Genomic DNA, 26,278 nt, shown 5'->3' with positions numbered 1-26,278 from the left:
GGGCCCTCTACGGGGCAGGGGCTGACGGCCGTCCGGGGCGGTCGGCCAGCGACCACCGGTACGGCTCAATCGTATAGCCGTGCAACGGAAAAGAGCCGCCCTTTCGGACGACTCAAACTGTAATGGGGCTCTTTTAGCTACCCAACAGTGAGCGAACGCCTCGAGATGATTTTTCTGGGACGGGGATTTAAAAATCATTGCGTACCTAATGATTTTTTCCCGTCCCAGAAAAATCATCGAGCAGGCAGGGTAGCTAAAAGAGCCCCGTCCCAAATTAGCTACCCCTGGGATGCGACTAGCGCTTGCGGGGGACGAGTTTGGTGCGACGCAGATGAATCATCTCGGCGGCGATGGAGATGGCGATCTCTTCGGGGTCCTCGGCCTGAATGGCAACGCCGATCGGCAGGTGCAGCTCGTCGATCTGGTCCTGCGTAAAGCCCTCCTGCTCCAAGCGAGCCCGCACAAAGGCCGTCTTGCGGCGCGAACCCAGGCAACCCAAATAGGCGGGCTTGGCGCGCAAGGCCTGAATCACCACATCGATATCGGACTTGTGGCCCGCCGTGGCGACGACTACCAGATCGCGCGGACCGATGGGGCACGACTCGTCCAGGTTCTTGTAGTCGACCAGACGACGGTCGTAGACGCCGGGCACCCATTCGCGTGTTAACGTGCCGGGGCGGTCATCGCACGCCACGACGGCAAAGCACGCCGCCGTGAGCACGCGCGCCGTCGCGGCGCCCACGTGACCGCAGCCAAAGATGTAGGTCAGGCCCTCGGGGCAGAGCGTCTCGATGTGCGCCGGGGGAATCTCGGAGGCGGCGTTGGTGTAGGTGACCTTACTCCCCTCTTCCGTCAGCGAAAGCCCGGGGCAGCCCACAATGGTGCGGCGCGACTCCTCGCCATGGTACTCGGCCACATCGCCCTCGAGCGCGCTTGCGATAAACGGTTCAAAGTCGATGACGAAGTCGCCGATGCGTCGATACGCCAAGACGTCGGCAACCGACTGGAACAACGGCGCCTGCGATGCATCCAGGTGCAGATAACACAGGCAGATGGCCCCGCCGCAGATCATGCCGGTATCGGAGTTCTCGCCGCCCATGGTGTAGCGGACCAGGCGCGACTGCCCTGCGGCCAACAGCTCGCGCGCCTCGTCCAGCGCAAAGAGCTCGATCTTACCGCCGCCGATGGTGCCCGCTTGGCTGCCATCGGCAAAGACAGCCATCCAAGCGCCCACGCCGCGCGGCGATGACCCTGCCGTGCCGGCAACTACCACCAGCTCGCACGTCCTACCAGCCTTCAGAGCGCCAAGCGCAGCATTCACCACATCGAGCTTTTCCATCGTCGCTTCCTATCCCCCAAAAACGTCGGTGAGCATGGCGAGCGCCTCGAGTACGCCGCCGCCGACCGAGGTCGCCTTGTCCGAAATATAGTTGATATAGCTGGCGTCGCCGCGCGGGTCGACGTCGGCACATTTAAAGCCCTCGGTCACCAGAACGCCGTCGGCCAAAAGGCCACGCAAGCAGCCGTCAATCTGCGTGACCATGGGCGCATCACCCGCATACCCAATCACATCACCGGCACTCACGATGTCGCCGATCGCGCGGTCGGACCTAAACACACCGGCGGCGGGGCTGTGGATAACGCGCTCCTTGCCATACCCGGCGATGACACCCGGCACGCCCGTATTGGGCTGGGGCGAGCCTTGGGTGATGACGCGGCCGAGGAAATGCCCACGCATGGTCTCGACCACGGCATCGCAATCGACCGGCGCGGTAAAACCCGGTCCTACGGCGATGACGACAGGCGCCATATCGCGCGTGGTGCCCAAGTTGCGCTTGGCCAGGATCGCGTCGACCACGGCAGCGGGCTTAAGTTCGCCGAGCATCTTGGCCTGGGGATCCACCACGACGGCGACATCTCCGGCCTGGGTAATTGCAAGCGCCTCTGCCGGCGTCTGCGCCAAGCGAGCGCGAATGCCCTCGACCTGGGCCTCGCCCAGGCGAATGGCCTCGCAAAAACTGATCGTGCGACGGATACACGTGGGAACCGCGATATCGGCCATAACGACCGACACGCCGGCGCGCACCAGACGAGCAGCCACGCCCGTGGCGATATCGCCGGCGCCGCGAACATAAACGAGCATTTCCGGGGCACCTCCCTGTGCTACGGTTTGAACAGAGCAAAAGCGGTTCGACCGCTACTCTGATGATTATTTATTATCACAGTATTATACGGCGGTGAACAGATGGAAACGACGAGTGGAAACCTTGCCTCCACGCTCAAGCTCGAGCCGGGCATCACCGCAATTATCGGCAGTGGTGGCAAGTCGACCTTGCTAAAGGCGCTCGGCCTTGAGCTTATGCGCGCGGGCGGCCGCGTGCTCCTCTGCACCACCACGCATATGTTTCCCGTCGCCGGCGTGCCATGGGACGGGTCGAGTCGTCGCCTGGACGCCGCACCTTGGAAGCCGGGCGCCTCACATGTCCCCGGCTGCACCTGCGAGGCCTGCGCGGGCCTTGCGCGGGGAAGCATCTGTCAGGCGGGCATCTTGGACCCCGAGACGGGCAAGCTCTCCGCCCCCGCCGAGCCGCTCGGCGAGCTGGAACAACGCTTTAACTACGTCTTGGCCGAGGCGGACGGCAGCAAGCGGCTCCCGCTCAAAGCCCACGCCGCCTGGGAGCCGGTGATTCCCTCTGGCACGGCCAACATCGTCTGGATCGTCGGCGCCTCGGGGCTCGGCAAGCCCATCAACGAAGCCGTCCACCGCCCCGCGCTCTTTTGCGAGCGTTGCGGCTGCGAGCCCACCGACATCGCCACGCCCGAGCGCGTCGCCCAGGTGCTCAATGCCGAGATGCAGGCGCTGAGGCTCGACGCCGCACGCGTCATGCTCAACCAAGTCGACACGCTCAGCGACCCCACGATGGCCGACCGCTTTGAGGCTGCCCTCGGCCGCCCCGTCGTCGCCACCACCCTCCAGGGGTAGCTAATTTGGGACGGGGCTCTTTTAGCTACCCCATGTTGAGAGAAAAATCATCAGGTAGGCAGGGTAGCTAAAAGAGCCCCGTCCCAAATTAGCTACCCTGGCGCCCTTTCTGCTAGCGAGGCGCGCAGCAGGCCGCAACGTGTTCTGAGACGCGGCGCTGGCCCTTGGCGGTGTCGACATCCCACAGCTCGTAGGCACGTGCCTCGACCAACTGGATATCGGCACGGCCGCGCAGCAGCGACGATCCGCCGTCCTTGCCCTTAAGCCCCATAAGGTTAGGAAAGAAGCTCGCGGGGAACAGCACCGGAGAGGCCGGCTCGCCGTTCAGGGCAAGACGCACGGGCGCGACACCGCCGTTGGCCTTAAAAGCACCGGCGAGTGCCTCAAAAGAATCCGAACTCACGAGCGGCTGGTCGCCCGGCAAAAAGAGGCAACCTTTCCAGTTGTGATCGACTCCCCACGAAAGGCCCGCACGGACGCTTTCGCTGCGCAGCTCACCATCATGCAGCGCGCACGGGCAATGCTTGCCCTCGCAAATCTGAGCAACCTCGGGCCAACGCGTCGAAACCACAACGTCAAAGCCCCGGGGAACCGAATCGATGGTCCGCGCGATCAGCGGCTCGCCATAGATATCGGCAAGCATCTTGTTAGAGCCAAACCGCTTGCCCTCGCCCGAAGCCATAATGACACATCCAAGTTTCATGGCGATACCTCCCCTGAAGCCATCGTACCCATAACGCGCGCCGCGGGGCACCTACATCGAAAGCGCTTATCCCGCACGCCCACGATGCAAAAAGGGGGCACCCCGCCGGTTGGCAGAGCGCCCCCTTTACATGGTTTACCTCAGCCCGGCTTTAGGCCTGGAACCAACGGGCGGTGTTGCGCTCATAACGCAGCGACGCTTTCGTTATTTGCGAACAAGTGGGGTTTATGGCAAAGTGTGCCCAAACTAATTTTTAGGAAGGCACCGATGACCCCCGCACAGATTGAGTTTTATAAGCGCCTTGCACATGGCCTGGCGCTCCAGTTTGGTCCCAACTGCGAAGTCGTCGTCCACGACCTGGAGACCGAGGACGTGGACCACTCCATCGTAGTGATCGAAAACGGCCACGTCAGCGGGCGCAAACTGGGTGACGGTCCCAGCCATATTGTGTTTGAGTCCATGCACGAGGACACCACCGACGTAAACGACCGCGAGCCATACCTCACCAAAACCGCCGATGGCAAGCTGCTTAAGTCCTCGACCATCTTTATCCGCAACGACGAGGGCAAGCCCGTCGGCATTTTGGGCATTAACTTTGACATTACGCTCATGAAGGCTTTTGAGCGCTCGCTCGATGCCTTTACCGGCACCGGCGGCACGGACTACACCGAGCCCGAGCCCATTACCAAAACCATCGGCGACTTGCTCGAAGATCTGCTGCGCGAGTGCGAGCAATACGTGGGCAAGCCCGCAGCCCTTATGACCAAAGATGAGCGCATTCGTGCCATTGGCTACCTCGACCGTCGCGGCGCCTTCCTCATTTCCAAGTCGAGCGAGCGTGCCTGCGAGTTCTTTGGCATCTCTAAGTACAGCTTCTATAGCTACCTCAACGAGGCAAAGGCTGCCGCCGGCGAAAAATAGTCAGCGCGCCTGCGCCCCTCCCCTTTTGGGCGCGAGTTCTGGAATGCACGAATCCAAGACTCGGCCGCAAGGCAAGTTCCATATAATCGAAGGACGATACAGTTCGAAAGGATGGAACAAGATGGGGTCGAGCAACGCATCGCGCAACGGCCACGGAGGCTTCGCTTCTGCCGCCAGGCATGCGAAACGCGTGTTTGACGAGGGCGAAGACGATCTGTTTGCGTTGAGCCTCGACGACGTGATGAGCGATCGCCCCTGGACCGCCGACGAGCTCATGAGCGACGGAACCCATTCGGCAGGCGATCCCTCCGAGACGGCATCGTTTATCGCCGCGGCTCAGCATCTTGCACCCGAACCGCGCGTTGCAGATCTCGACGACTTTGCGACCCGTCAGCTTGCCTTCGATTCCTGGGCTGATGCCGATCTGGACGAAACATCTGCCGGCGCGCCGACGCTCGGCGAGCCGGTAAATCCGCTTGTCGCCGCGTCCGCTTCCGAATACGAGCCGGACGACCATGCGCAAGCTATACCCACATCCTCATACACCGATAGCCACACTGATAACGACGATTATTATGGCGACTACTATGCCGCGGAAGAGGCGCCGCGCTTTTTGGATTTCAATCCAGTAGCAAAGATTGTCTTTATAGCGATTGTCGTGGTGCTACTTGGCGTCATTGCGTTTGAGGGATTCCAGCTGTTCCGCAGCCCCGTTGAGTCCGAATCGGCAACGCAGCAAAAAGAGGACGAGAGCAACGACTACCTCGACGTCAACAACCTCAAGGGCGACCCCAACGACGGGGACGAGTAGCGAGGGCTGAGGGCGGCTGAAACGTCCATATGTAGCACCAGCTTCTACGTGCTGTTTTGTTATCCGGTTACACTTTTCCGAATGTTGAGACCGTCAGATTCGACACTTTTCCGTACTTTTGAGGTGCCGATTCCGACACTTTTCCGTACTTTCTTACGGCTGATTTCGACACTTTTCCGAATGTTGGCCGAATAATTGCCGCGTAATCAAGCGCCGTCTGCACATCATTTCGCAGGCGCGCTTGATTTGTGTCCGCGCGCGCTGATACACTCCATCGTGCCCGCAAGGAGCGGGTGCGTTTTATCCAGAGTCGGGGTAGAGAGTTGGCTCCACGATCCCGACGCCAACCGGCCAAGAGGCACGGTGGCCCTGCCAACATCGATGAAAGGAGTCCGTATGGACAATTTCTCCGTGCGCAGTGAGCGCAACTTCCACAACCTGGCAGCCAAGCCAAAACGAATGCATCTTCTGGACGCACCGAGCGGCTATGCCTCGGCCATGGTTAAGAGCAGCCTCTCCCACCAGATGCGCTTTACGGTACAGAAGCTCGAGGAAGAGCTCTGCGCCGCCGGCGACCCGCACGTACTGCAGATCAAGCTGCTCGGAGATGACTCCTGCGAGCCGTCCAGCTGGATGCTCTTCGCCGACGGCGTGTGCGTTGCGGACGGATCTGGCGCCTTTGCCCGCGAGTGCTTCTACGAGGAAGCCGAGGTATTCCTGGACCTGTGCCGCGACGCCGTGCGCGCGGCCGGGCTGCACCAGTGGAGCCAGAGGGAGTACGAGCTGCTGAGTGCCGCGCGCGAGGTTGCGGGGATGTAGACGGGCGGAAATAGACTTGCGTACCCCATTGTCGCCAAAACGACAATACCGTAGCCCTTAGCCACCGTCGCGCGCGGCCACATAGGCCACACGGTGTCAGTGATCTAAACTGGGCAACCACAACGGCATATGCAGCGGCCGGTAGCTCGCCAATCACGACATGCCCGCCTTCCGCGACCTGATTGCCGAAGTACCGGCACCCAGCAACGATTGCGTCGACATTTCGAGCGACATGCGGCTTGGAAGGGCTGCTGAGAGATGGCTGAATGCTTGGTACGAGAGAGTGTAGTTCAGCGAAATCAGCCTAGACAGTGTGCCCCTCTGGTTCGAAGAACCTTGTCGAGATACTCGATAACCATACGCGCGGTTTCTTCGTTCACCTCATCCGCAGCGATGCAAAGTTTCGCATGGACCAGATTCCTCTTCTTGCGAATCTGGTGAGCCATGTCCGCCTCCTTCATCCAACGAGGCCTCTCCAGATACTTAATCTCGTTGATGTAGTCGATAAGGGCCGCGGGTTTCATCTTGCCGCTCTTCCTGTCCCGCACCATATACTTTTCCGCAAAGTAGTTAACGTGCTTGATTTCAGAAATCCAGTCGATAAGAACCGCCTCAAGAATGGAACCGGCAAGGATGATTGACGCCTTATAAGCGCCGTGCGAAAAACAAGTATTTAGCTCACGGATGTCCGAGGAAAGGAAAGCGCGTAACTGTTCCTCGTTATATGCCTGAATCCTATCGGCGATTTCGGCGTTAAGGATCTCTTCCGCCGCAGACGGTTCCGCACCCTTTAGGCCTTCGAGGTCTTGGTAGTTCCTCGGCGCACGTCCGGACAGGATGGCATATTCGGTGAGATAGTACTGCTCGTCCATCGATGGTTCGACAACGGGAAAAACACTGAGGTCGCGAAGCGCTAGACGCTTCATGATGACGCCACCTGCCAACGATGACAGGGCCTGCTTTGCGATATCGCTGGAAAGGTAGAAGCAGAGATACTCCGGAGATATCCCGTTGGCACGAATAACAGCCATACTCGTGCCCGCATAAACGGGCTCTTGCCCATCGCGGTCAAAGACGATGGCGTGATTCTCCTCGCCAATGAGGCACATGACAATATCACCCTTGCGCAGGGGCACCGTTGTTGCCTCGCCCCGCTCCAACGAGTCAAGATCAACTGGGAATCTAATGTTTCTTGGCCTGAGAACCAAGACGTTTCTGGCGGCGTCGCTAACCTTTCGCGGCAAAAGAATGCTGGCGACTTCCGAAAGCTCTACGGTCTTTGAACTCGCAAGCGTGCTACGTATCTTACGATTTCGAGGAGAATAGAATGCGGGGGTAAATCTTCCTTCTATAAGTTCGCTTGGAGGCATACCGTAAAAAGCTCCGCACTTAGAGGGGCAGTCGGGAGTCCCTCCATTTGCATAATCTTCGACCGCCCGAAGATATGCGAGATAATCGTCGCTGAATCGATCGGCCGGAATCTTGCAGAGATTGTCAGTCCTGCGCGAGCCACGCGCCTTGGCGACAAGCGGTTTCTTGAGCTTGAGCGTCGAAAATCGACACTCTCCGAAGCCGGGTCGTGCGAAAACATAAAGCATGAGGAAAAGCGAAGTCCCAGACAGGATGTCCCCGAGCTCAAAGGCGCCGCGCAGGATGTAACCATCCGGAATAAGACTGCGCTTCTTACCGGTGTCAAAGAAACCGCGAGCGCCCACAAAAGCGTACTCATCCGACTCATCTGAGAATACGAGCTCGGCCAGTTCGTCATGAGTTCCCGTAACGAGAAAGCCTTCGCGGTTATCTAAACACTTTTGCAAGTCAATCGTCATTGCATCCTCCAACAACTATGCCGCGCGGTCCATGCCATAGAAGTAGTTGTATATCCCCTCGATGCACTTGCGTAATACTTCATCAGGGCAATTGAATTCGGGAAGTTTGCAGACCCCGTTACATACAGTAAGCCTTGTGGCGACGCAAGTCTCGGTGTTTTAGGCCAAAGAGTCTAGAAACTCTTGAGCCCTTCTTCGCCCCAAAACTTGTCGCAGTATAATGTTGCGAACGCATTTGTATTGCATTTCGAGCGATGGGAGCGCAGATGCCCGACAGCTACAAGGAGCTCATCAAGAGCAATCCCGACGAGACCGAGATCAGGAGCTTCCTGGTGGACGGTGACCAGGTCTCCGTGACCCTTCGCATCCCCGACACCCTGCGCGACGCTGCGAAGGAGGCGGCGGCCCTGCGGGGCATGAGCTTCTCCGCCTTCGTGCGCACGTGCATGATCGAAGAGCTCGCGAAGAAAGGGGCGTGAGCATGATCCGGGTCAAGACTCTCACCGTCCAGCTCATAGACGCGCAGCCGAACCGCATCCGCATCTGCCGCATCGACGGCGAGTCGCTTGTGACCGTCGTCGTTCCGAGGGAAGACCTCGCCGAGGCGAAGTCGCTGCCGAACATCCCGCAGTGCGGCATCTACTACCTGCTCGACGAGGACCACGGCAACGTGAGCCGCGTCTACGCCGGACAGACGACCCAGGGCATCGCCCGGCTCGACGTACACAAGGCAAAGAAGGAGTTCTGGAACAAGGCCATCATGTTCCTCGATGACGACCAGAACATCAGCAGGGATGCGCTGGACGTCCTCGAAGCGAAGGCCATCGACTACGTGCGCACCCACGGCTCGTACGAGACCGACAACTCGGCGACGCCCAAGCCCTACGTCGACCCGTACAAGGAAGAGGCCGTCGAGCGCCTGCACGAGAGGATCCTCTTCAGGATGGCGGCTCTGGGGTACGACCTCGACGGGGTCGACCAGGGTCCCGCGGGTGCGCCGGCAATCTTCCACACGAAGCAGAATGGCATACGCGGAGCGGGGCGCTACGACAAGGCCACCGGGCGCTTCACCGTGCTCGCCGGCTCGAAAGTTAATCTCTCGAGGCCCGTGCTGAAAAACGCGGGCGTCGCGGCCGTGCGCAGGGCAATCTTCGACGATTCAGGCGGCATCGCAGAACTCGTCGAGGACCTCGAGCTCCCGACGCCCAGCGCCGCAGCGGTGTTCGTGCTCGGCGGCAGCCAGAACGGCTGGATCGAATGGGTAAATGACGACGGAGAAACGCTCAGCCAAGTCTATAGAAGTGAGGAAAACTAGATGAACAAGCAGCGGCTGGCCTCCAAGATATGGGAGTCCGCCAACAAGATGCGATCCAAGATCGAGGCTAACGAGTACAAGGACTACATTCTGGGATTCATCTTCTACAAGTTCCTGTCCGAGACCGAGGTTGCCCGCCTGAAGGCGCGCGACTTCGCCGAGGAGAACCTGCCCAGCCTGGTGGAAGACGACGAGGAGACAGTCGAGTTCGTCAAGGGCGGGTGCGGCTACTTCATCGCCTACGACAACCTCTTCTCCACCTGGGTGGCAAAGGGCGGCGACTTCGAGATTTCGAACGTTCGCAACGCGCTTTCCGCTTTCAGCCGCAATATCGATCCTGCACGCCGCGCACGGACGCGTCGGCGATAAGGTCGAACGTCACGACATTTTCGAACGATTCGTTTGCAAAGACGTTGACCAGATATGACTTTCCTACCTGTCGGGCGCCCTTGACCAAAAGAGCCTTGTTAGGCGACGAGGCAAGCCAAGATTCAAACTGTGCTTTCGCTTTTCTCTGCAGCATAAGCGCACCCCTTGTTACGTGCTGTTTTAGCACTAGGATACACTTTTCCGTAGTTAAATGACGGTCGATTCGACACTTTTCCGTAATTTAGGCGGCTCCAACTTGACACTTTTCCGTACTTTTATAAGGCTGATTTCGCCACTTTTCCGAATGTTTGCCGAATAATTGCCGCGTAATCAAGCGCCGTCTGCACATCATTTCGCAGGCGGCGCTTGATTTGTGTCCGCGCGCGCTGATAGACTCCATCGTGCCCGCAAGGAGCGGGCGCGTTTTATCCAGAGTCGGGGTAGAGAGTTGGCTCCACGATCCCGACGCCAACCGGCCAAGAGGCACGGTGGCCCTGCCAACATCGATGAAAGGAGTCCGTATGGACAATTTTTCCGTGCGCAGCGAGCGCAACTTCCACAACCTGGCAGCCAAGCCAAAACGAATGCATCTTCTGGACGAGCCGAACGGCTATGCCTCGGCCATGGTCAAGAGCAGTCTCTCCCACCAGATGCGCTTTACGGTACAGAAGCTCGAGGAAGAGCTCTGCGCCGCCGGCAATCCGCATGTGCTGCAGATCAAGCTGCTCGGAGACGATTCGCGCGAGCCGTCTAGCTGGAAGCTCTTCGCCGACAGCGCGTGCGTTGCGGACGGATCCGGCGCCTTTGCCCGCGAGTGCTTCTGCGAGGGAGCCGAGGTATTCCTGGACCTGTGCCGCGACGCCGTGCGCGCGGCCGAACTGCACCAGTGGAGCCAGAGGGAGTACGAGCTGCTGAGCGCGGCCCGCGGGATTGCGGGGGTGTAGACGGGCGGATGAGCCATCGACAATTTTGAGCTGGCAAGGGCCGGGAATTAGATTCCCGGCCTTCAATCTAGCACTGCTTTATGAGATCGAGCACCGCGGGAATATCGTCAGCGCTACGGAGTGCAACATAGGTCGGCATACCCGGCCCAAATCCGCCCTGCGTACGTTTGTCCTGGCACATATCCTCCGGGTCAATCAGCTCGTCCACGCTCTTTGCCAAGCCAACGGCAATCCAGCCGCCGTTGCTAGTCCTGCCTTCTAACACGGCATGCAGTTTTCGCTTACCCGACCTGAAGCCTACATAGTACTTGGCTATATAGGACTCCCACGAAGGGTTACCACTCAGAACAGACTCGCACACCTCATCGAAAAGCTTCTGGTTGAGTCCGCCTTCAGCAAAAGTGGGGTGATTCTCCTGCAGAGTCCAGACAGGAGCCTCGTCAGACTCCCCGCGAGAGGGGCGATACTTGTCGACGACCTCTGCCGGAAGATCGGGGTACTTCCATATCTCGCACGCCTCTTTCGCCAGCTCGTCCGCGCGCTGTCTAATCTCCTCCTCGCCCCATTTTTCATGCGAGACAATCGATTTGTTTAGGTAGAGCGGGCTGCACTTAAATCCGACGTCAGGCAGATTGAGCTTGTCCGAGAACGACCGGTTTGAGTACTCCTGGTTGTAGCCCGTCAGCGTAAGATTTCCCAAGTTGTTGCACAGCCTGTCGTGGATATCCTCCCAGTTATCGCCAAGCGATTCCTTCCAGCCGTGCACATCATCGATCGTCTGAGGCATGACGTGCTCGATCTGGTAATCGTCAGCCGAGATGGACTCCTTCGGGTGGTGCCAGTTCTCCATGCGTTCCAGGTAATAGCGCTTTTTGGAGAAGCGGTTGTAGCAGTCACGCGTCTTAAACTCCTCGACAAAATGCTCGTCCGTCGGGAAGTACGCGGTCATACCACTGTTATGGATAAGGAGCATCGCCGTAACGTACTCCTCTATATCGTCCTGTTGCTCAAGATTGCGATACATACCGGCAAAGAAATTATTTAGGCCCGTGGTAAGCCTGCCGCAAACCGCCCGCCTGAACAGGAACGACTCGATAGTCTCGCAGATACGTAGAAACGCATTGCGGCTTAGCCCATTCCCCTCGTAAACCGAGTAAAGCAACATTAAGAGGGGCCTTATCTGCTTCACGTCGAGGCTTACGATTCTGCCGAACACTCGGCGCAGTCCGTCGTCCTTCTCCTTACCAAGGAACAGGCTGGCGTATCTATGTGCATACCCGCGCAGCTCCTTAAGCAGGCCCTCGGTGTCACCGTCGTAGTCGTCGGTGAAATAGCGCTTAAACTCGTAGTAGGCCTCGTTCTCCTTCGGCATCCTATTGGGAACTTTAAGCCACAGCCAGTACCAGATAAATGCATTGAACTCGTCCTCGCCGCCTTTTCCGAACAAGTGCTCGAGTGGATGCCAGTAACCCTCGTAAAGCTTGGTCTGTTCGTCGTTGGGAAGCGACATTAGAACGTAGTTACGGATGAGGTCAATGGGCGTGAGCGGCTTGCCCTTGGAGTTCATGGACTCAAATATGAGCTGGGCATTGTCAACGCCAGCGGTGAGCTTAGTGTCGATGACCTGCACGCGGTTTAGCCCCGCCCAAAGCCTTGCCGGATCAAATGATTTACCACGCATCTTCTCGCGGAAGAACGCATGGTTCTCGACGATCCGATCCGATTTTTCATCCGGCACGGGAGACCCGGATACGATGGAGAACAGCGTCTCCTTATCGTCCTGCGAGAGCACCAGCTTGTAGCGCGCCAAGCCGTTGTAGTCATCATCGTTAAAGAGATAGTTCTTCCGCAAAGCCGAAATCTTTAGATCGCCAAGGAAGCCGGCCTTGTCGGGATTGTTCTCCAAATAGTCGGCCAAGGCAGCGATCATCAACGAAAACGTCGTCATGCGCTGCTGCCCGTCAATCAGAAGCACGCGCGAAATACTCGTGGCAGAGCTCTCGGACTCGGGGATATAGAGCATCGACCCCACGAAATGCGATACGCCATCACGACCCGCTCGCATGACGTCATCCCAAAGCACCTCGCACTCTTTTACACTCCACGAGTAAACTCGCTGGTACACGGGAATGACGAACTGCATCTTCGCCACGCCCATAAGGTCGAGTAGATTTGCCTCGGTTGCTTTCATTTGCGCTTGCTCCCTTTTTCCAACATCAATCTCAGGAATCCTACTTGAATTTCTCAACCAGCAGCTGCCCGATGGCGCTCATCATGGCGCGATACTTCTCACTGTCCTCAAAGAGGCTGGTAAAGGAGTCCGTGTTCTCCACATAGGCGCGGCGAGCCTCCTCATCGAACACCTTGGGCAGCAGGCTTGATTCGAAGACCTGTCTGCCGTCGCGACGGATGGTGTCGGCGACCTGCGGGTTTTCGGCGATACGCTTCCACAGCGTGTCGATCACCACGCGGTCGCCCTCGGTAAAGTTGCCCGCCCACTGTTCGTTGAACTTGTCCACGAGCACCTGCAGCGGGTCGCGCTTCTTGTCGGGTACCACGGTCTTGGCAGCGCCGCCTGGCTCGAGCACTCCGCCGCCAGACTCAAGCGAGATGCTCCCTTCGAATTCGCGCTTGAGCTTGTAGAAGCGCATCTCGACCTTGTCGTCCACCGCCTCGACGGGAATCTTCTCGACCTTGAGGAGGTTGCGCAGATAGCTTAGGTACACGTACTCCTTGTGCAGGTCGCGGTCGAACATGCGCACAATCTGGGTGATGTAGGTGTACCACTTGCAGAAGCTACGCACCTTGCGACGCACCTGGTAGCGCGAGTCGTCATCCAGCTCGTTGTAGCGCGCGACCGCCGGCTTCAAGACGGCCGCGAGCTTTCCCTGCACGTTGCTCTGCGACTTGCCCTTGCCGTCGGTGAAGACTATCTCCGCCGCAGCCTCGATGTCAGGCTCGTCATAAAGCCCATAGCCGCGAATGTCGGTCTGCACCTGATAGAGGAGGTCGGTGTTGATCTGCTCGGAAAGCGACGTCTCGGTGTAGAAGCGCTCGAACGCCTTCTGAATATCCTCGGGTTTGTTGACGAAGTCGAGGATGTAGGTGTCCTCCTTGTCCGGATGGATGCGGTTGACGCGGCAGAGCGTCTGGACGGCCTTCACGTCCTTGAGCTTCTTGTCCACCACCAGTGTGTGCAGCAAGGGCTCGTCGAAGCCCGTCTGGTACTTCTCGGCGACGACGAGCACGTCGCCGTAGTTGTGGAACTCAGCCTTCGTCTGGCTCTCGGCTATCCTCCGGCCGTCGTGTCCGACGTTGAGGGACGGCTCGGTGTACTCGGGGCCGTCGGGGCCGTCCGCGGGGTCGCTGATGCCGCCGGAAAAGGCCACCAGCACCTCGATGTCGTCGTAGCCCTTCTTCTGCATGTAGCGCTTGATCTCGTGGTAGTAGCGAACCGTCGCGAGGCGCGAGGCAGTGACCACCATCATCTTACCCTTGCCGCGGATTTTGGTGCGCGTAACGTTGCGGAACGTCTCCACGATGATCTCTGCCTTCTGGCCGAGGGCATAGGGGTGCAGCTCCTTATACTTGCGGAGCAGCTTGAGCGTGGGACTGCTCGGCACGTCGGGGTTGTCGGGGACCGTGCGCGCGAGCTCGACGGCCTCCGAATAGCTCACGTAGTTGGCGAGAGGGTCCATGATGAAGCCTTCCTCAATCGCCTGGCGCATCGAGTAGATATGGAACGGATGGAAGGTCCCGTCGGGCCACTCGTCGCCGAACATCTCGAGCGTCTGCTCCTTCGGCGTGGCGGTGAAGGCCACGAAGGTCAGGTTTCGGTGACGGCCGTGGCTCGCAAGCTCGTCGGCGAGCCGATCCTCCCAATCGGCGGCAGCGTCCTCGGCCTCCGCCTCAATCTCGGCATACTCCTCGAGCGCGTCGCGCTTGTCGGCAAGGGCGCTCTTGAGCTTGAGTGCGCTCGTTCCCGTCTGGGACGAGTGCGCCTCATCGACGATGATCGCGAAGCGCTTGCCCTCGCTCTCGACCTGCTCATAGATCACGGGGAACTTCTGAAGTGTCGAGACGATGAGACGGGCGCCGCCGTTGATGGCGTCTCGCAGGTCGGCCGAGGTCTTGTCCTTGCCGATGGTCACGACCGAGCCTATGGCGTGGTCGAAGCCCGAGATGGTCTCCTGCAGCTGGCTGTCGAGTACGCGGCGGTCGGTGACGACAACCACGGAGTCGAATAGCGGGGCATCATCCACGAAGAGGGATGCCAGACGATAGGCCGTCCAGGCGATGCTGTTCGACTTGCCCGACCCCGCCGAATGCTGCACAAGGTAGTTCTTGCCCGTCCTGCTCGCGCGCACGTCGGCGATGATCTTGCGCACGGAGTCGAGCTGGTGGTAACGAGGGAAGATGATGCGCTCCTTCTTGCGCTTCACCTCGTTGCCGCGCGCATCGAGCTCCGTCTCTTCCTTGACCTCCAGGTGGAGGAACTTGTTGACGATGTCGAGCAGGCTGTCCTTCTGCAGGGCGACTTCCCACAGGTGGCTCGTGGCATAGCCATCGGGGTTTGCGGGGTTGCCGGCTCCGCCGTCGTTTCCCGCCCCGGCGGAGCCCTGGTTGAACGGCAGGAAGAAGGTCTTCGCGCCCTCCAGCTTGGTGGTCATGTAGACGTTCTCGAGGTCGACGGCGAAAAACGCCACCATGCGCGTGTTGAACTTGAGACAGCGGCACCGCGGATCTCGGTCCTCGCGCCACTGGCGTATGGCGTTCTCGACGTCCTGTCCGGTGAACTGGTCCTTGAGCTCTATGCCCACAAGGGGGATACCGTTCACGTCCAGGACCATGTCGACGGTCTGGTTGCCCGTCTCGGCGAAATGGAACTGGCGGATGCAGCGGCAGACGTTCTTGGCATAGCGATCGGCAGCGCTTTCGTTAAGCCCGTTCTCCGGCTTGAAGAATACAACCTTGAACGGAATTCCTCGGTGCTTGAAACCGTGTTTGAGCACCGCGACCATACCCAGGCGGTCGACGGCGTCGTTGAAGACCTTGGCGAACTTCGCCGTGGAATCGGAGTTGCACATGCGCTCGAAGCGCTCCCAAGCCTTGGGCTGCGTCGTCTGGATAAAGTTGACCAGAGTCGTAGCGTCGAGCGCACGGTCACGGTGCTCCATGTAGCCGCCATTGACCATCTGATAGGTGCCGTCCTCGACGTAAAGAAGCGAGTGTTTGTCATCGCACTTGAGAAAACCACCCGCAGATGAGCAGAGAAACGACTCGATATCCTCCTCGAGGTTCTTTTCCTTAGTTTGAGCGCCCATACTTAGACCTCCCTTTTTCCAGTAACGGCTTCGTATATGAGCGATTGCTTGTACGCCTTGAGGTCGGCGATGATGGCTTGCTTTGCGGAGACAGCACGGTCGATCTCGTCGCACTTCTCGTCCAAGAAGTCCGCGATGCGGTCGCGCTCGGCGTCGCCGGGCCACGGCAGCTTTATGTACTTGGCTTCCTGCCACTTAAGACCCTGGCGTACGCCTGCGCCCATGCCGTAGAAACCCTTGCGCAGGTCATAGGCGTGCAGGGCGTAGTACATGAACCTCGAGTAGGACGGATTGAGTGGCCGAACGGTAACGTAGGCAGACGTGATGATGCCGCGCTCGGTGGCCCTGCCGACCCTCAGGCTCTTCTGGTCGTTCTGCAGGTCAGTGAACCTGAGAACGATGTCGTTGGGCCCGATGACATTGTAGGTCTCGAAGCTGGCCGGCAGCAGGCCATCGGTGGCATTGATGTCGCGCCTCTTGACCTTGCCGTAGCTGAGGCTGAGAAGATTCGTCTCGATCATGCCCTCGTTTGGGACCTTCGTCTGGACCGCAAGCTGGCCTGCTTGGCGCAACGCCCATTCCGCGGGCACCTCGCCGAGCCACTCGACGCCGCTGTCCTTCATGGGAACATTTGAGTTGAGGCCCTTGGTAATGATCTGGTTGACGATGGAATTCTTGTAGGCCTTGTATTCCTCGATAGACCGCTCGGCGGCAGAGACAGCACGGTCGATCTCGTCGCACTTCTCGTCCAAGAAGTCCGCGATGCGGTCGCGCTCGGCGTCGCCGGGCCACGGCAGCTTTATGTACTTGGCTTCCTGCCACTTAAGACCCTGGCGTACGCCTGCGCCCATGCCGTAGAAACCCTTGCGCAGGTCATAGGCGTGCAGGGCGTAGTACATGAACCTCGAGTAGGACGGATTGAGTGGCCGAACGGTAACGTAGGCAGACGTGATGATGCCGCGCTCGGTGGCCCTGCCGACCCTCAGGCTCTTCTGGTCGTTCTGCAGGTCAGTGAACCTGAGAACGATGTCGTTGGGCCCGATGACATTGTAGGTCTCGAAGCTGGCCGGCAGCAGGCCATCGGTGGCATTGATGTCGCGCCTCTTGACCTTGCCGTAGCTGAGGCTGAGAAGATTCGTCTCGATCATGCCCTCGTTTGGGACCTTCGTCTGGACCGCAAGCTGGCCTGCTTGGCGCAACGCCCATTCCGCGGGCACCTCGCCGAGCCACTCGACGCCGCTGTCCTTCATCTCCCGCATCGCTAACGCGCCTCTCCGAAGAGGGCCTCGAGGCTCCCCTCGAGCGTCTTTTCGTGCTCTAGGATGCGCTTGGCAATCTCGTCAGCTGGCTCCAGCTCGGCATACTTGTAGAAGACGCGCGTGAACGGGATGGTGTAGCCCACCTTGGTCTTCTTCTTGTCCACCCAAGCATACTCGTTGTATGGGCGTACCTCGCGCTCGATGTAGGCGTCGATATCCTGCGTCAGCGGGATATCCTCGGTGTCCTCCTTCGCCTTGTCGGGCTGCATCTTTCCGCGCTTGTTAAGAACGGGTTCTCCGTCCTCGTCAACGACGGGGCTCTCGACAGTCACGCGGTTGAAGCCAAACTCGACCGTCTCCATCAGGCGAGCCTCGACTGCAACCTCCTGCCCGTTGGATCCGACGCCCATCCAGGCGCCGTCGCGGTACTCGGAATACGCCTGAACGATAAGATCGCGGCAGGATTTGGTGATGTCGTTCTTCTTGTCGCCGATGCCCTTGCGGCGCTTCTCAAAGCACTGGGAGGCGTCGATAAGCAGCACGTGGTCGCGATGCTCGGGTGCCTTCGCCTTGCTGAACAGCCACACATAGGTAGCGATCCCCGTGTTGTAGAACGAGTCGCAGGGAAGCTGCACAATCGCATCGAGCCAGTCGTTCTCCAATACGTAGCGGCGGATGCTGTCCTCACCGCTGCCGGGCTTGCCCTTATAGAGCGGGCTCGCGTCCTGGATGATCGCCATCACACCATCGTCCTTGAGTTTTGACAAACCGTTGAGCACGAACAGCATCTGGCCGTCGCCCTTGGCGGGGAGCTTCTCGACGGGGAAGCGCCCTCCGCCGGCAGACTTGAACTCCTTCTCCACCGCGGCGGCCTGCGGGTTCCACGGATCACCGAACGGAGGGTTGGAGATGCAGTAGTCGAACTTGAAGCCCTCGAACTTATCCGCCGAGAGCGTGTCGCCAAACCGCATGTTGGTGTCGTCCTCGCCGCGGATGAGTGCACTCGCCTTCGCGATGCCGAAGGTGAAGGGGTTGAACTCCTGGCCATAGCAGGTCACGCGTGCCTCCGAGTCGAGCTGGCGCAGGCGCTCCTCGGTGCAGCCAAGCATCTGCGAGGTGCCCATGGTCTGGTCGTAAACCGTCTTTGTGATGCGGTCGCCGTCGAATACATGCGAGTCGGCCTGAATGAGCAGGTCGGTCATGAGATACACGATGTCGCGGCTCGTGAAGTGGGCGCCGGCGTCCTCGTCGTAAGACTCAGAGAAGCGCTGAATGAGGTTCTCGAAGATGTAGCCCATGTCCACAGCTTTGATCTTGTCGGGCGACATGTCGGCCTGTGGCTTGCAGAAGTCACAGACAACTTGGTAGAGCAGCGGTGCATCCGGGTCGGAAAGGCGCTCGATCTGGTCGGCGAACTTCATGCGCGCCAGAATGTCCTGCACGTTGTCCGAGAACCCGTTGATGTAATCCCTGAAGTTGTCCTCGATGTTCTCTGGATCGGCCTTGAGCGTTTCGAAGGTGAACTTAGAGGTGTTGTAGAAGGGGTAGCCGGAGGCCTCGCGCAGAAAGCCGTCTTTTACAGAGAAAGCTTTGTATTTCTCGGCGGCGGCGAGGACGGCGTCGTGGGTGGGCGCGAGGCAGTCATGGAAGCGCTTGATGACTGTCATGGGGAGGATGACCAGGCCGTACTCGTGCGGCTTGTAAGGGCCGCGCAGGGTATCGGCTGCGCTCCAGATGAGAGATGCCTTCTCCTGAATATTTGCGCCAACGGCTTTGATGAGGTCGTCGCTATCCGCCACTACTATTTCTCCTTCTTGGTCAGGTATTCGATGAGGCTCATCTTTACCAGCGAGGTAAAGCTGATGCCAGAAAGCGCAGCGGCGTCCTTCGCCGCATCACGCATGTTTTTAGGTATGCGGATGGTCACGGCAACATTCTCGCCATCCACAAGAAAGCTCTTGAGCTCGCTTGCCTTGGCATCTCCGTCGATAAGATCGGCGTATTTCATTGGCAACCTCCACGATTGCATGATGCAATACAAATGTGCCTATGATTCTAGCAAAGGACTGAAAACTAATTACCGTCTAGCACAGATGGATAGACAAGTAATTAACACCAATAAGAAGGGGGAATAGCATTCTGAACCGTCGTCTCTCCCGCCTGAAGGAGCTCGACGAGAACTAGTCGGCAACTCAAAAAGACACCGAGCAAGCCGCTAACACACTTATCACGTTCCACAAAGAGATGGGTAAGCATGACGCCAGCTTGAGCGAGGGCGCTAATGGCATAGAATTGCAGCCAGACTGCCCGAACCTATTCATCACTTGTTGCCGGCAAGCTGTTGAGCGGCTCACTCCCACCGTCGGTACCAAGGCGCTTCTGCATCTTCTCAATCCGCTTAAGGGTTGAAGTCAAATACCCAAGACCCCTCTTCAGCTGCTTAAGCAACCTGCTATCCCTGCGACCCCCTTTTCCATTCTCCTTCTCGACATCTTCCTCAACACCAGCGATGCTGCGCTGCACGGCCTCGGCCGCTTTCCGCACCAAAATGGCCCCTTCATGCGGGCAGCGGTCAGTAGCCACATCAAGAAAAGCAAGGAGCCTCGAACATTCGACGAGCACGAACTGCGCGTAGTTCTCCCCCATCGATGCCGCCAAGGCAACGCCGCCGGAACCCAATAGACCAAGCGCGGCGCCGCCGCCCGTAATCAAAGCAGTGCCACCGGCCATGCCCATGCCGCCGGCGGCCAAGGCCCCACCGCCAGCTGCAGCAAGGCTCGCATTGACAAGCGCAGCCCCGTGAAGGCCGACAAACGAGCCTCCAAAGATACCGACAGCAATATCCGGAGCCAATACCGCGGCCACTCCTCCTGTACCCAGGGCCGCCGCCACGGCAATGACGCCACCCACCAAGACCTTTGGCAATGTACCTGAAAGCTCACGGATATGCGCCCCGCATTGCTTCTCTAGGGAACGTACGGCGTCCAAATCAACCGCGTCTTGTCTCCTGGGAAATTCATCTTTAACCCAAGACCCACTCTCCTTCAACCCTTTGTATTCCTTCTTCTCTTCATCTTCCAACTGCGAATAGGGGCGAAACTCAACCAACTCCTGCGCGACAAGCAAGGCACGCACTTTACCGCCTCGCCGCCGCGAAATAGCCTCAAGGGCTCCGTACGCATCTTCCTCGCTCAAAAAGTAGCCGTCTGCATCAATGCCTAGGCCATCCGCGACCGAATCCTGCCACGCGCGAGCCCAGCTCCTCTTTTGCCCTTTGCGCACTTCGTTCTTCTCGCTCCCGCAGTCGTAGTTGATGGCGGCAAGCTTCAGCGAGAAGGCAATCCTCGTCGTTTCTCTATCTAGGCTATAAAAGTGGAATCCATCGAAGATATCCTGGCGGCGCCTGGCGCGCTCGGCCCAAGCCTCGGACATTTCCTCCGCCATATAGCCCCAGTCGGCATGGAGGGCAAACGCAAGGCGTCCAACTCCAATGTAGTTTATTCGCAAGAAGAACTTCTGGGCGAAAACGACCTTGTTCCCCTCGCATTCGATACCCGCCCTGACCGCCGCCGTCGCCAGATTCGCCAGAACGAACGAAGTGCTCGAAACCGTGACCATGCGAGTGAGGGCCCTACTGTTATAGGGCATAAAATGCGAAGCCTTGAGTTTGTTCAAGCCGGAGACCTTGCTCACTTCACAACGCTCTAGCTCGGCCTTGAGCCTTGAAAGCATGTAGAGACAACGAACGATAACCTCGTTGGCCACGACAGCTGGCACCTGGCTTAAAGCCTGATCGAGAAGACCGACTTCCGTCCGAAGGTCGAAGCGAATGGGCTTGCCGTCCTCGGTTTTGAACGCCGTTCCGTTAAACAGTTTTGAGATCCATTGCTGAATGCGAATATCCTCGCCCTGATAGGCAATCTGCATGTCTTGAAAAACAGGCAGGGAGGAGAGCTCCTTTAGCAGGGACAGCACGACACCGGGAATACCCGTCCCCTTACCGGGGTTTGAACTAGACCCCGCCATGTCGCTCGCGAGATGCATCGCCCAGGACAGAGTGCCAAACGCGATTTTCTCTGGAACGTTCCTGCCTATAAGAGGGCAGTCGGGATCGAAGACGGCGGCAGGCAGGTCAAAGGCGACAAACCGGCCGGCCGTATCGGTACCATAGCCTTTGCAGGTGAATTGCGAGAGGATCGAACACGCAAGGCCAACCAAGCTCGGGTGGTGCGAGAAGTCCCGCAGATGATGCTGGAGCCCACCACCAAACTCGGCAGTCAGCTTGTCCGCGGCAAGAGGAAACTCTTTCTCTAGAAAGCGAATAGCATCTTCTAGAGTTGCATCCGCCTTTGTCATACCCGCAGACTTGGCAATCGTAAGAACGAATTTGCCAACCTTCTCGTCGCCCCAGGCTTTGGCACCCTCTAGGTTGAAGTCTTTCTGCCAAAGGATATTCAACGCGCCCGTGAGAAGCCCGCTAACGGCTGCAAGTTCATAGTCGAGCTTCGTAGCCTTTTCAGCCCGAGGGTCAAAATCAAAGAGGACCTCCTCCCCATTGGGAGCGTCCTTAAAACCAACCAGCACGGCGCTACCGTTCAGCGGCACAGATGCAACTTTGGGCAGTTGGGACATACTGTAAACTATCTCGCCGCCACTAAAAACAAGCTCGTCTGCCATACCGGTTTCCTCCTGCAAACGCGTAAAATCAGATTGCTCTACGCCACCAAATCCCTCTCGTAGAAGTACTCGATAATCTCGATGATGCAGTTGCTCAGAACCTCGTCGGGATAGTTCGCCTCTGGCAGCCTGTACGCCTCATTGTGCACGATAACGAGCACAGCGTCACGGGTCTCTGCCTGTCCGTCCAGCGAATCATGTTAGCAAGCCGCTCTTCGATAATGGAAACAATCTCGATGTCCACGCTCTTGACCTGCTTAGTCCCAGCGAGTGTCAGCGCGTCCCTGAATAGGATCCCAAACGCAGTCATCTGCTGCTGATCCTAGAATCCTTCGCGCAACCATTCCGTCCGCTTGTCGCCAAATGAGCCCCCCTACCTCCCCTCCGCCTTCAGCTTCAGCAGCAGGTCGCTCAGCTCGGGGCACTTGCTGGAGAGGCGCGTCTGGGCTCGCTCGCCCATCCCCCACCGCTGGCGGACTTCCTGGGCGCGCGGGCTCACGTGATAGTCCCCCTCCATCATCTGCTTGAGCAGCTTGGCGGTCACGCGCGCATCGGCTAGGGCGCTGTGGGCATGGCCCGTCGACTCGTCGAACTCGATGCCAAACCACATCGCCGCATCGCCCAACGAAACGCGCCCATGGCTACCCACGTCCATAATCGAGGTGTAAAACGCCTGCAGGTCGGCCCAGTCCGTAGGAAATGCGGAAAGGTCGATGTGCTTTGCCTGGCACTCGGTCAAAAGCTGTCGACGGTCCGTCCCGCTCCAGCAAACCACCTGGGCGGAGTAGCGACCGATCCAATCGCTGAGCCTTTTGATCACCACATAGAGCGGATCGGCCATCGCGGTATCCACGGCCGATATCCCCGTGAGCTCGCGGACGGGAAACGCAACGCCTTCGGTAAATTCCGTCTGCACAAACTGCGAGAACTCGCCCATAACGTTGCCGTGGTAATCGAGCTTGACGGCGCCGACCTCGATAATCTCATTGCGCAGTCCATGGCGCTGGCGCTGCTTTGGCACCGGCGCAAACTCAAAGTCCAGCACGATCTGGCGCGCAAAGTTCGTCGTATCGATAGCCGAGATACCCGGCGTCTTTTCAGCTGACACGGTTATGGCCTCTCTCCGTTGCCTGCCGCTTGCTACATAGGCGGCTACATTGCCGTAAGGATAGGCGCCCGTGCGGACACAAAAGCGGGGTGCAATGCCACGCGCGCCAGGCACACACCATACAGTCGACCCCAAGAGCGCCGCCCACTCTATTCAAATGGATGAAAAAGATTTAGGCCCGGTGACTTGAATCAGCGGTCATCCCGGGCCCATCAGAGCTCGTAGAGCTCTTGGTTGCTTTGGTCTCGCTCTTCACGGCGCTTATCGAACTTTCCGAGGCACTCAAGCAGCATTCGAAGCATAACAAGTCGCTGCCATTAAGGCACTGACCTCTTGACCAAGCAACGGCGCTGCCCAGCTATCACCCTTGGGCTGCCGTCAACTTTATTCTACCCACGGGCGCTTGGTTTAACAAATGGATTTTCGGTAACGAGGCCTCGGCGCCCGCTCCTGCGTTCGCTCAACTCGTCGCTCTACTCCAGCCACCACTCAACATCCACGGAGCACTCAACCGCAAATGCTAAAGACCGCGCGATCGGGCAAAGCCCCGTCACCAACAACACAGGACGGACCCTCAGCTTCCTTTACGTTATAGCTGGCTATATTATACCTTCCTATAATATAGCCAGCTATAACGTAATTCGACAAGCGGCGCACGCAAAAGGGGCGGTACACCACCGCACATGGACCGTTCCGGAAGCTCCTGACCGCTCTGATCTCGCTCCTCACGGCGCTTGTCGGACTTTCCGAGGCACTCAAACAGTGTTCGAAGCATAAAAAGAGGGGTCGACGCCGTTAAGGCATTGACCCCTTAAACTGAGCAACGGCGCTGCCCAACTCTTCACCGCTTGGGCTTCCGTCAGCCTTATTTTACCCACGGGACAAACCCTTTGAAGTGCGGCTTGGCGCCGCATGACATCGGCGGACGAGGCGATGCGTCCGCCGACGAATAGCACCAAATTGGTTACTTCTTGCTCTCGGGCAAGACCAGATCCACGGCAGCGTCCTTGGCAGCATCGATGTGCTGAGCCACGACCGGCGTCTGCGGAAGGATCAGGTTAAGGACAATGGCCATGATGGCGGTGGGGGTTACGGCATTGGAGCCGATGACGGTGGACACCCAGGTGGGCATGCCCTCGCCGGCAAGGCAACCGCTGGCCATCCAGATACCCAGGCCAAAGACGACGGAGGTACCGACGATGGTGGTGGTGCGCTGCGTAAGGCCCTCGCGGGTGAACATGCGCACACCGTTCATGGTGATGGTGCCAAAGACGCCGACGGTCGCTCCGCCGATGACAGGCTGCGGGATGGCGGAGAGCACGGCAGAAAGCTGCGGGAACAGACCGGCGATGGCAAAGACGGACGCGATGATCACAAAGACCCACTTGTTGACGACCTTATTGGAGCAGATGATGCCCACGTTCTGGCCAAGGGCGCTGGTGGGAAGACCGCCCAGCAGGCCGCCGCCGATGCGGCGGAAGGGAGCGAAGGCCTGAAGGGCCGTGTCGATTGCCGAAAGAATGAGCGCCACCTGAATGATGTCGGTGCTCTTTCTCATTCTCAATAATAATTTTTTGTTATCAGACTATTTTTCAGCTTAGACAACGCATTTCCGCAGGTCAGGAAAGTGTCTGGTCAAAATAACATCTAACTTTTCTTTTGGTCGACCGCTTACCGCCAAAATCCTACCGTTCGTCTGTATTACGCAATGTACCTGCGAATATACGAGTCAATAGACACCGTGTTACCATGAGAAAAAATTGTTATGAAACTTCCGATTTCATCCAAAGGAGTTGCCCGTGAACGAGACTGTACGTCGCTTTTTGCCGATGGTCGATTTCCTGGAGCAGATACTCGGCAAAAACAGCGAAATCGTGCTGCACGATTTCTCGGATCCCGACCACGCCATCGTCGATATCCGCAACGGCATCGTGAGCGGCCGCAAGGTCGGCGGTCCCGCCACCGATCTGGCACTCAAGATCATGCACGATCCCAAGTATCGCGACCTGCCGTTTATTACGGGCTACGAGGGGCGCGGTGCCGGTGGCAAGACGTTGGAATCCGCAACGTACTTTATTCGCGAGGATAACGAGATCGTCGGCATGCTCTGCGTCAACACCGATCTTTCCACGGTACGCTCCATCAACGCCATGGCTCAGCAGCTCATGGCCTGCTTCGACGCCGCGCCGGTCCGCACGGAGCCCTCCCCCATCGAGATCGAAAGCCTTTCGGAGTCCACGCAGGAGCTCATCGACCGCAGCATTTCCGAGTTGCTCGAAAGCCGCGGCCAGGATGTCGCCTCACTTGGGCAGGCCGATCGCGTGGACGTTATTCGCCACCTTAACGGCAACGGCGTATTTATGCTCAAGGGCGCTGTTGCCTGCGCTGCCACCGCGCTGGGCATCTCGGAGCCCAGCGTCTACCGCTACCTGCAAAAAGTTCGCAAGGAAGGCTAACGAGCAAAATGGGGCGCGGGCAGTCTTTTTGGGACGGGGCTATTTTAGCTACCCTCCCTCTGCCCACGATTTCAATGAGCCGCAAGTAAAATCAATCCTGCATATAGGGGTAGCTAAAATGGCCCCGTCCCAAAAAGACTGCCCTTGGTGGCTCCGCAAGCGATCCGTCACGTGACAAAAGACCCTGCAGTTCACACGCGCTGCAGGGTCTTTTTGCATGTCATGTTTAGTTGTTGCCAACGCCTTAGAGAGCGGCGACGACCTCGATCTCGACCAGACCGCCAGCCGGAAGAGCGGCAACCTGGAAAGCGCTGCGCGCGGGGAACGGGGCCTCAAACTTGGAGGCATAAATCTCGTTCACGGCGGCAAAGTCGGCGATGTCGGCCAGGTAGACCGTGGTCTTGACGACATCGGCAAACGTAGCGCCGGCAGCGGTCAGCAGGGCTTCGACGTTGGCGAGGGACTGCTTGGCCTGGGCCTCGATGCCCTCGGGCAGCTTGCCGGTCGCGGGATCGATGCCCAGCTGGCCGGACAGGAACACCATGTTGCCGGACTGGATACCGGGAGAATACGGGCCGATGGCTGCGGGCGCGTTATCGGAAGACACGACGGTCTTGCTCATGTTTTTCTCCTTACGATCAAATAGAGAGCGTGAGCGCGGCGTTCGCACCGGGAGGCACAGTTCGGTCTGAACACCGCGCTTGATTGGGATAGTAGGGGATGATTTTGCCCGATGCAAGATTATTATCAGATTGCAATA

At 58.5% G+C, this 26,278-nt stretch carries 24 protein-coding genes and 2 riboswitches; of the genes, 9 read left to right on the top strand and 15 right to left on the bottom strand.

Annotated elements, in window-relative coordinates:
* Window positions 1-295: 295 nt before the first annotated feature.
* Complete coding sequence (locus tag FYJ40_RS01685; RefSeq protein ID WP_154514647.1) at window positions 296-1,339, bottom strand: XdhC family protein; 1,044 nt, start codon at window positions 1,337-1,339, stop codon at window positions 296-298.
* Window positions 1,340-1,348: 9 nt separating this feature from the next.
* Window positions 1,349-2,143, bottom strand: coding sequence for a selenium-dependent molybdenum cofactor biosynthesis protein YqeB (gene yqeB / locus FYJ40_RS01680; protein ID WP_154514649.1), 795 nt, complete (start codon window positions 2,141-2,143; stop codon window positions 1,349-1,351).
* 102 nt (window positions 2,144-2,245) lie between these two features.
* On the opposite strand from yqeB, the gene yqeC reads away from it, so the two are divergent.
* Window positions 2,246-2,983, top strand: a complete 738-nt coding sequence (yqeC, locus tag FYJ40_RS01675; RefSeq protein WP_154514651.1) for a selenium cofactor biosynthesis protein YqeC — start codon at window positions 2,246-2,248, stop codon at window positions 2,981-2,983.
* Window positions 2,984-3,095: 112 nt separating this feature from the next.
* On the opposite strand, the gene FYJ40_RS01670 is transcribed toward yqeC, so the two are convergent.
* Window positions 3,096-3,686, bottom strand: coding sequence for a nucleotidyltransferase family protein (locus FYJ40_RS01670; RefSeq protein WP_154514653.1), 591 nt, complete (start codon window positions 3,684-3,686; stop codon window positions 3,096-3,098).
* Between the two features lie 267 nt (window positions 3,687-3,953).
* Here FYJ40_RS01670 and FYJ40_RS01665 point away from each other — a divergent pair, with 267 nt between their 5' ends.
* The 3 genes from FYJ40_RS01665 (at window position 3,954) to FYJ40_RS01655 (ending at window position 6,237) form a co-directional block, all read left to right on the top strand.
* Window positions 3,954-4,607 (top strand): transcriptional regulator, encoded by a 654-nt coding sequence (locus FYJ40_RS01665; protein ID WP_154514655.1) that lies wholly within the window; start codon window positions 3,954-3,956, stop codon window positions 4,605-4,607.
* Between the two features lie 121 nt (window positions 4,608-4,728).
* Window positions 4,729-5,418 (top strand): hypothetical protein, encoded by a 690-nt coding sequence (locus FYJ40_RS01660; RefSeq protein WP_154514657.1) that lies wholly within the window; start codon window positions 4,729-4,731, stop codon window positions 5,416-5,418.
* A 297-nt stretch (window positions 5,419-5,715) separates the two neighbouring features.
* Window positions 5,716-5,806, top strand: a riboswitch (SAM riboswitch).
* Window positions 5,807-5,814: 8 nt separating this feature from the next.
* Entirely contained in the window at window positions 5,815-6,237 is a 423-nt protein-coding gene (locus FYJ40_RS01655; RefSeq protein WP_154514659.1) for a hypothetical protein, read from the top strand.
* A 299-nt stretch (window positions 6,238-6,536) separates the two neighbouring features.
* On the opposite strand, the gene FYJ40_RS01650 is transcribed toward FYJ40_RS01655, so the two are convergent.
* On the bottom strand, window positions 6,537-8,066 hold the full coding sequence (locus FYJ40_RS01650; RefSeq protein ID WP_154514661.1) for a hypothetical protein: 1,530 nt from the start codon (window positions 8,064-8,066) through the stop codon (window positions 6,537-6,539).
* Between the two features lie 266 nt (window positions 8,067-8,332).
* Here FYJ40_RS01650 and FYJ40_RS01645 point away from each other — a divergent pair, with 266 nt between their 5' ends.
* Genes FYJ40_RS01645 through FYJ40_RS01635 form a run of 3 tightly spaced genes read left to right on the top strand, consistent with a single transcriptional unit; the run spans window position 8,333 to window position 9,750 of the window.
* The gene (locus FYJ40_RS01645) at window positions 8,333-8,545 is read left to right on the top strand and encodes a YlcI/YnfO family protein (protein ID WP_229770608.1); all 213 of its coding nucleotides are present in this window, start codon (window positions 8,333-8,335) and stop codon (window positions 8,543-8,545) included.
* 2 nt (window positions 8,546-8,547) lie between these two features.
* Complete coding sequence (locus tag FYJ40_RS01640; protein ID WP_154514665.1) at window positions 8,548-9,381, top strand: GIY-YIG nuclease family protein; 834 nt, start codon at window positions 8,548-8,550, stop codon at window positions 9,379-9,381.
* Window positions 9,382-9,750: a type I restriction-modification system subunit M N-terminal domain-containing protein gene (locus tag FYJ40_RS01635; protein ID WP_229770607.1), complete on the top strand. Its 369-nt coding sequence runs from the start codon at window positions 9,382-9,384 to the stop codon at window positions 9,748-9,750. It begins immediately after the preceding gene.
* Here the strand turns inward: FYJ40_RS01635 and FYJ40_RS09195 are convergent.
* The gene (locus tag FYJ40_RS09195; protein ID WP_154514667.1) at window positions 9,701-9,904 is read right to left on the bottom strand and encodes an AAA family ATPase; all 204 of its coding nucleotides are present in this window, start codon (window positions 9,902-9,904) and stop codon (window positions 9,701-9,703) included. The two genes, FYJ40_RS01635 and FYJ40_RS09195, sit on opposite strands and share 50 nt — an antisense overlap.
* Before the next feature lie 268 nt (window positions 9,905-10,172).
* Window positions 10,173-10,263, top strand: a riboswitch (SAM riboswitch).
* An 8-nt stretch (window positions 10,264-10,271) separates the two neighbouring features.
* Between FYJ40_RS09195 and FYJ40_RS01625 the strand changes: the two genes are divergently transcribed.
* Complete coding sequence (locus FYJ40_RS01625) at window positions 10,272-10,694, top strand: hypothetical protein (protein WP_154514669.1); 423 nt, start codon at window positions 10,272-10,274, stop codon at window positions 10,692-10,694.
* 67 nt (window positions 10,695-10,761) lie between these two features.
* Here the strand turns inward: FYJ40_RS01625 and FYJ40_RS01620 are convergent, their stop codons facing one another.
* From FYJ40_RS01620 to FYJ40_RS01585, 9 genes are all read right to left on the bottom strand, one after another.
* Complete coding sequence (locus FYJ40_RS01620) at window positions 10,762-12,885, bottom strand: DUF262 domain-containing protein (RefSeq protein ID WP_154514671.1); 2,124 nt, start codon at window positions 12,883-12,885, stop codon at window positions 10,762-10,764.
* Window positions 12,886-12,925: 40 nt separating this feature from the next.
* Window positions 12,926-16,018: a type I restriction endonuclease subunit R gene (locus tag FYJ40_RS01615; protein ID WP_154514673.1), complete on the bottom strand. Its 3,093-nt coding sequence runs from the start codon at window positions 16,016-16,018 to the stop codon at window positions 12,926-12,928.
* A gap of 2 nt (window positions 16,019-16,020) precedes the next feature.
* Window positions 16,021-17,277 (bottom strand): restriction endonuclease subunit S, encoded by a 1,257-nt coding sequence (locus FYJ40_RS01610; protein ID WP_154514675.1) that lies wholly within the window; start codon window positions 17,275-17,277, stop codon window positions 16,021-16,023.
* Window positions 17,278-17,279: 2 nt separating this feature from the next.
* Window positions 17,280-19,076, bottom strand: coding sequence for an N-6 DNA methylase (locus FYJ40_RS01605; RefSeq protein ID WP_370450528.1), 1,797 nt, complete (start codon window positions 19,074-19,076; stop codon window positions 17,280-17,282).
* Between the two features lie 2 nt (window positions 19,077-19,078).
* A complete protein-coding gene (locus FYJ40_RS01600) occupies window positions 19,079-19,285 on the bottom strand; it encodes a hypothetical protein (protein ID WP_154514677.1) in 207 nt (68 codons plus the stop codon).
* Window positions 19,286-19,590: 305 nt separating this feature from the next.
* Entirely contained in the window at window positions 19,591-21,954 is a 2,364-nt protein-coding gene (locus FYJ40_RS01595) for a hypothetical protein (RefSeq protein ID WP_154514679.1), read from the bottom strand.
* 38 nt (window positions 21,955-21,992) lie between these two features.
* Window positions 21,993-22,115, bottom strand: coding sequence for a hypothetical protein (locus FYJ40_RS09105; RefSeq protein WP_255481716.1), 123 nt, complete (start codon window positions 22,113-22,115; stop codon window positions 21,993-21,995).
* A gap of 212 nt (window positions 22,116-22,327) precedes the next feature.
* Window positions 22,328-23,062 carry a 3'-5' exonuclease gene (locus FYJ40_RS01590; RefSeq protein ID WP_195838495.1) on the bottom strand — a complete coding sequence of 245 codons (735 nt, stop codon included), beginning with the start codon at window positions 23,060-23,062 and terminating at the stop codon, window positions 22,328-22,330.
* A 964-nt stretch (window positions 23,063-24,026) separates the two neighbouring features.
* A complete protein-coding gene (locus FYJ40_RS01585) occupies window positions 24,027-24,620 on the bottom strand; it encodes a solute carrier family 23 protein (protein ID WP_229770606.1) in 594 nt (197 codons plus the stop codon).
* Between the two features lie 241 nt (window positions 24,621-24,861).
* Between FYJ40_RS01585 and FYJ40_RS01580 the strand changes: the two genes are divergently transcribed.
* The gene (locus FYJ40_RS01580) at window positions 24,862-25,518 is read left to right on the top strand and encodes a transcriptional regulator (protein ID WP_370450529.1); all 657 of its coding nucleotides are present in this window, start codon (window positions 24,862-24,864) and stop codon (window positions 25,516-25,518) included.
* 244 nt (window positions 25,519-25,762) lie between these two features.
* Here FYJ40_RS01580 and FYJ40_RS01575 read toward each other — a convergent pair whose 3' ends face one another.
* A complete protein-coding gene (locus FYJ40_RS01575; RefSeq protein ID WP_154514683.1) occupies window positions 25,763-26,140 on the bottom strand; it encodes a RidA family protein in 378 nt (125 codons plus the stop codon).
* Window positions 26,141-26,278 lie beyond the last annotated feature (138 nt).

The organism is Collinsella sp. WCA1-178-WT-3 (M1), assembly GCF_009696325.1.
Taxonomy (GTDB): Bacteria; Actinomycetota; Coriobacteriia; order Coriobacteriales; family Coriobacteriaceae; genus Collinsella.
The sequence above is the reverse complement of the archived record's forward strand: the minus strand, read 5'-3'. Positions and strand labels throughout refer to the sequence as shown.

Coding starts and splice junctions, on each gene's coding strand:
- FYJ40_RS01645 (WP_229770608.1), top strand. CDS start 8,333: ATGCCCGACAGCTACAAGGAGCTCATCAAGAGCAATCCCGACGAGACC.
- FYJ40_RS01640 (WP_154514665.1), top strand. CDS start 8,548: ATGATCCGGGTCAAGACTCTCACCGTCCAGCTCATAGACGCGCAGCCG.
- FYJ40_RS01600 (WP_154514677.1), bottom strand. CDS start 19,285: ATGAAATACGCCGATCTTATCGACGGAGATGCCAAGGCAAGCGAGCTC.
- FYJ40_RS01620 (WP_154514671.1), bottom strand. CDS start 12,885: ATGAAAGCAACCGAGGCAAATCTACTCGACCTTATGGGCGTGGCGAAG.
- yqeC (WP_154514651.1), top strand. CDS start 2,246: ATGGAAACGACGAGTGGAAACCTTGCCTCCACGCTCAAGCTCGAGCCG.
- FYJ40_RS01660 (WP_154514657.1), top strand. CDS start 4,729: ATGGGGTCGAGCAACGCATCGCGCAACGGCCACGGAGGCTTCGCTTCT.
- FYJ40_RS01625 (WP_154514669.1), top strand. CDS start 10,272: ATGGACAATTTTTCCGTGCGCAGCGAGCGCAACTTCCACAACCTGGCA.
- FYJ40_RS01615 (WP_154514673.1), bottom strand. CDS start 16,018: ATGGGCGCTCAAACTAAGGAAAAGAACCTCGAGGAGGATATCGAGTCG.
- FYJ40_RS01655 (WP_154514659.1), top strand. CDS start 5,815: ATGGACAATTTCTCCGTGCGCAGTGAGCGCAACTTCCACAACCTGGCA.
- FYJ40_RS01575 (WP_154514683.1), bottom strand. CDS start 26,140: ATGAGCAAGACCGTCGTGTCTTCCGATAACGCGCCCGCAGCCATCGGC.
- FYJ40_RS01650 (WP_154514661.1), bottom strand. CDS start 8,066: ATGACGATTGACTTGCAAAAGTGTTTAGATAACCGCGAAGGCTTTCTC.
- FYJ40_RS01595 (WP_154514679.1), bottom strand. CDS start 21,954: ATGGCAGACGAGCTTGTTTTTAGTGGCGGCGAGATAGTTTACAGTATG.
- FYJ40_RS01685 (WP_154514647.1), bottom strand. CDS start 1,339: ATGGAAAAGCTCGATGTGGTGAATGCTGCGCTTGGCGCTCTGAAGGCT.
- FYJ40_RS01670 (WP_154514653.1), bottom strand. CDS start 3,686: ATGAAACTTGGATGTGTCATTATGGCTTCGGGCGAGGGCAAGCGGTTT.
- FYJ40_RS01665 (WP_154514655.1), top strand. CDS start 3,954: ATGACCCCCGCACAGATTGAGTTTTATAAGCGCCTTGCACATGGCCTG.
- FYJ40_RS01635 (WP_229770607.1), top strand. CDS start 9,382: ATGAACAAGCAGCGGCTGGCCTCCAAGATATGGGAGTCCGCCAACAAG.
- FYJ40_RS01585 (WP_229770606.1), bottom strand. CDS start 24,620: ATGAGAAAGAGCACCGACATCATTCAGGTGGCGCTCATTCTTTCGGCA.
- FYJ40_RS09195 (WP_154514667.1), bottom strand. CDS start 9,904: ATGCTGCAGAGAAAAGCGAAAGCACAGTTTGAATCTTGGCTTGCCTCG.
- FYJ40_RS01610 (WP_154514675.1), bottom strand. CDS start 17,277: ATGCGGGAGATGAAGGACAGCGGCGTCGAGTGGCTCGGCGAGGTGCCC.
- yqeB (WP_154514649.1), bottom strand. CDS start 2,143: ATGCTCGTTTATGTTCGCGGCGCCGGCGATATCGCCACGGGCGTGGCT.